Consider the following 3325-nt stretch of genomic DNA (forward strand, 5'->3'; position numbering starts at 1 on the left):
CGAGATGGCCAGCACCATGCCGAGCCAGACGAAGGTCAGCGCGACGGCAAACGCTGCGCCGGTGGTCATTTGGCCGCCCCTTGCAGCGTCAGGTGAGCCACACACAGGTCCGGCTCGACGAATGGGTCGAGCCGGTCCACCGAGACGGGCGCCCCCCAGGTCTCCATGGCTCCCTGCATGAGGCCCAGATGCACCGGGCACACCACGCTGGAGCGGTTTTCGGCCAATTCCAGAAACGGGCAGTGCCGCAACCCGACCTGCTGCTGTCCGTCGCTCACCCGTCGCTCGGGGGCGAAGCCGAGTTCGTCGAGCACGTCGATCAGATGGGCGATCGCCTCTTCGGCGCTGTCGGCGTCGTCGGGCAACGGGTGCAGCTCGGCGTCCATCTTCTGCCCCCACGCCCGGCCCGCGGCCAGGGCCTTGGGCCCGGGATCGCGCTCGGTGGCAAACGCCGCCGCCAAAATCTCGGCCAGCAGCCGATAGTGCCGCGTACCGCCGCGATCCATCTGCCGGACCGCCCGGAACATCAGCGGCGGCCTGCCCGGTCCCTTGCGGCCCAATTCGACGAGTTCCACCTGGCCGTCGGCGACCAGGCTGTCGAGATGGAAGCGAACGGTGTTGGGGTGCACGCCCAGCACGGCGGCGATCCCGGCGATGCTCATCGGATCCGGCGACGCCCGCAACAGCCGCATCACGGCCCGCCGCCGGCCGGCCGATTCCCCGCCCGACGAGTCCTGCGACTTGTCCACCTTCAACGCGCCCCTCCCGCTGCTTGCCCGTTACGCCTCGGTGACACTGGGCTGGCCCGCCACCAGCGGTGTGTCGACACCGAGCGGACCGAGCTTGCCCGCCCCGCCCGGGGACCCCAAGGGGGCATCGCGACCCGGCAGCGTCTCCGCGAAGAACGCCTCATTGTCTGCCAGGTGCGGTTTGAGCTCCTCGGGCAGGTCATCTTCGTAGTAAATCGCCTCCACCGGACATACCGGTTCGCACGCGCCGCAATCGACGCATTCGTCGGGATGAATGTAGAGCGCCCGGCCGCCTTCGTAAATGCAATCCACCGGGCATTCGTCGACGCAGGCGCGGTCCATCACATCGATGCATGGCTTCCCGATCACGTAGGTCATGCGCTAGAGTTTACACAACGCCACTTGTAAAAACTAGAGCCGAAGTCGGAGAACCCATGGCGGCCAACGAACTTGACGTGCGCGGGCTGCGCAAGCCCGACCTGCATCCGAGGATCAAGCCGCTGGAAAGCTCTGCGGGCCAGGAGATCTGATGCCAGGACAACGAGCAGGTTTGCGGCCGACACCGGATTGCCCGACGCCAGCGGCGATGTCGTCATCTCAGAAGCGATGCTGAGCATGCAGGGCGACGCGGCCAAGCGGGCCATCGTCGCGGAGGCGGCGCGGGTATTGCGGCCTGGCGGACGCTAGGCGATCCACGAACTCGCCCTCACTCCCGACGACGCGCCCGAGGAGATCAGCACCGACATCCGGCAGGCACTCGCCCGGGCGATCAAGGTGAACGCCCGGCCGTTGACGGTCGCGGAGTGGTCGAACCTGCTCGCCGAGCACGGACTGGTGGTCGACCAGGTCGCGACGGCGCCGATGGCGCTGCTGCAGCCGCGCCGGCTGGTGTCCGACGAAGGGCTTCCCGGCGCGCTGCGATTCGCCAGGAACGTGCTGGCGCATCGCGACGCCCGCAAGCGGGTCCTGACCATGCGCCGCACGTTCCACAGGCACCGCAAGCGGCTGGCCGCCGTCGCCATCGTCGCCCACAAACCGGAATCCCCGGGCACCGCCTGACATCCGCTGCACCGCTTCGACCTTCGCCTTTGCACTCCCGGCGACTTTGGGCCCGTTCCGCAATCTGTGCGTGACGGTTTAGTGACGCCCCCTGACGTAACTTGGCTGCGGCAGTTGCGGGGAGAACAAAGGAGATTGCCGGCTATGGGTGTTACCCCACCGTTGTTGACGGAGTCCGACCTCGACGCGCTGGCGTCGGACTTCCTGCAGTCGCATTACCTCGGATCGATCTACGCCGATTGGTCACCGGACCGACGGCTCGACGTGTTCCTGCGACGGCGGGGCCTCGTACGGGTGGCCAACGACGGCGACCTGTCCCACAACGTTTTGGAACGCATCATGGACCGGGGCCCCGCCACGATGGCGCGGCATTGACCCAACCGTTATTTCCGTAGGGCCAGGTAGGCGATCCGATGACCAAAAACCTCAAAAAAACGCGATTTCGCGCGGCGAAAATACCGGCCAACGCATTGGTACAGACGTACTATTGCGCCCTAGAGCTGAACGCGCCGCCGGGGTCGGATGAGTCGTTGAGGCTAGCGGGGAGGGCACGATGAATTCACCGAAATGGATGGTTCATTGGTCGCAGCGCAGGCCGACGGCCACGATCTACCAGCTGACCGACCGACTCCACAAGGGACACATCGCTCGCGTGCCCGCGCACCAGATCACGACGACGGTGGCGGCGTGGCTGGCCGACCTCGGTGCCAACAGCCCGTTGGTCGACGAGCTCGAGCGCGCGGTGTGCGGCGGCGACTGGGCGGCCGCGCACGCGCTCAGCGAGTGCTTGTCCATCGAGATCGCGGTGGCCGACTGAGAAGTCGCCAGCAAAGCGGTTCTTAATCGACATTATTGCTGGTTTTCATCGACAGTTTTGGTGACGTATATCGGCGTGCCCAACAGTTACGGGCGTGTCCGACCTCCCGACACAAACACGGTATCCGCAGGCCTCGCGGGGCCGCCGCGCGTCACACCACTGCCGTGACGACCGCGAGCAGGCGATACTCGCCACCGCCGAGCGGCTGTTGCAAGAACGGCCGCTGGCCGATTTTTCCGTCGACGACCTAGCAAAAGGCGCCGGGATCTCGCGGCCCACCTTCTACTTCTATTTCCGGTCCAAAAACGCGGTGCTGCTCTCGCTGCTCGACGAGATGAACGGCAAGGCGCAGGCGGCGCTGGGCGCCCTCGACGTGGTGTCATCCGGTGACCCCGAAGCGATCTGGCGGGCGCGCATCGAATCGTTCTTCGAGGTGTCCGGGTCGCACCGGGCGGTCGCCGTCGCCGGTGCGGCGGCCAAGGCGACCAACCCGGAGGTGCGGCAGCTGTGGTCGGCGCTCATGAGCAGCTGGATCGCCTACACCACCATCGCGATCAAAGCCGAGCGCGGCCGCGGCGCCGCCCCCGACACCATCCCGGCCGCGGAATTGTCCGTGGCGCTCAACATGTTGAGCGAGCGGATGATGGCCGCGGCGTTCACCGCCGAGGATGGGGCCGTCCCCGAAGACCGGGTGATCGAC

5 protein-coding genes and 1 pseudogene are annotated in these 3325 nt (G+C 66.7%); 4 read left to right on the forward strand and 2 right to left on the reverse strand.

All coding sequences use genetic code 11. The features are described from left to right. Positions 1 to 65 precede the first annotated feature (65 nt). Both A9W96_RS03960 and fdxA read right to left on the reverse strand, forming a co-directional pair. Positions 66 to 692 carry a metalloregulator ArsR/SmtB family transcription factor gene (locus tag A9W96_RS03960; RefSeq protein WP_231999582.1) on the reverse strand — a complete coding sequence of 209 codons (627 nt, stop codon included), beginning with the start codon at positions 690 to 692 and terminating at the stop codon, positions 66 to 68. Positions 693 to 779: 87 nt separating this feature from the next. Next, positions 780 to 1127, reverse strand: a complete 348-nt coding sequence (fdxA, locus tag A9W96_RS03965) for a ferredoxin (protein WP_066882188.1) — start codon at positions 1125 to 1127, stop codon at positions 780 to 782. 138 nt (positions 1128 to 1265) lie between these two features. On the opposite strand from fdxA, the pseudogene A9W96_RS03970 reads away from it, so the two are divergent. From A9W96_RS03970 to A9W96_RS03985, 4 genes and pseudogenes are all read left to right on the forward strand, one after another. Then, positions 1266 to 1808 (forward strand): annotated as a pseudogene (locus A9W96_RS03970) (methyltransferase domain-containing protein); the annotation flags it as partial. A 165-nt stretch (positions 1809 to 1973) separates the two neighbouring features. Continuing rightward, positions 1974 to 2183 carry a hypothetical protein gene (locus A9W96_RS03975; RefSeq protein ID WP_197499395.1) on the forward strand — a complete coding sequence of 70 codons (210 nt, stop codon included), beginning with the start codon at positions 1974 to 1976 and terminating at the stop codon, positions 2181 to 2183. A 178-nt stretch (positions 2184 to 2361) separates the two neighbouring features. Further along, positions 2362 to 2625, forward strand: a complete 264-nt coding sequence (locus tag A9W96_RS03980; protein WP_067138019.1) for a hypothetical protein — start codon at positions 2362 to 2364, stop codon at positions 2623 to 2625. Positions 2626 to 2719: 94 nt separating this feature from the next. Further along, a partial coding sequence (locus tag A9W96_RS03985) for a TetR/AcrR family transcriptional regulator (RefSeq protein WP_067138021.1) occupies positions 2720 to 3325 on the forward strand: 606 nt, incomplete at its 3' end.

This window comes from Mycobacterium sp. 1245852.3, from assembly GCF_001669335.1.
Lineage (GTDB): Bacteria > Actinomycetota > Actinomycetes > Mycobacteriales > Mycobacteriaceae > Mycobacterium > Mycobacterium europaeum_A.